Genomic DNA, 377 nt, shown 5'->3' on the forward strand with positions numbered 1-377 from the left:
GATGACAATCCTTTCCTTAAAAGCAGTTTTGAGCAACAATTTATTGCCGGCTTAACCTATTCATTTCTCTATAATGAAATGATTGATGCACTTGATGAACACCAGTTCTTTGTAAATGCCAATCTTGATGTCGCAGGAAACATCTTAGATTTATTGAGCAACGGGGAGACTCCCAAGAAATTTCTTGGAATGGAGTTCGCACAATATGCCAGGATAGACACCGACCTTCGCTACCATTTTAATTTCGCTCCCGAGCAAACCCTGGCCACCAGGTTATTTGCCGGAATTGGTATTCCCTATGGAAATTCTGATGTCATGCCTTACAGCCGGCAGTTCTATGCGGGTGGTCCTTACAGCGTTAGGGCCTTTCCTATTAG

The 377-nt window shown here is 43.2% G+C and carries 1 protein-coding gene; it reads left to right on the forward strand.

All coding sequences use genetic code 11. The features are described 5' to 3' along the window. Nucleotides 1–377: BamA/TamA family outer membrane protein (locus tag HC175_RS20420; protein WP_168139866.1), on the forward strand; the 377-nt coding region annotated here is incomplete at both ends.

Source organism: Salinimicrobium oceani (assembly GCF_012037645.1).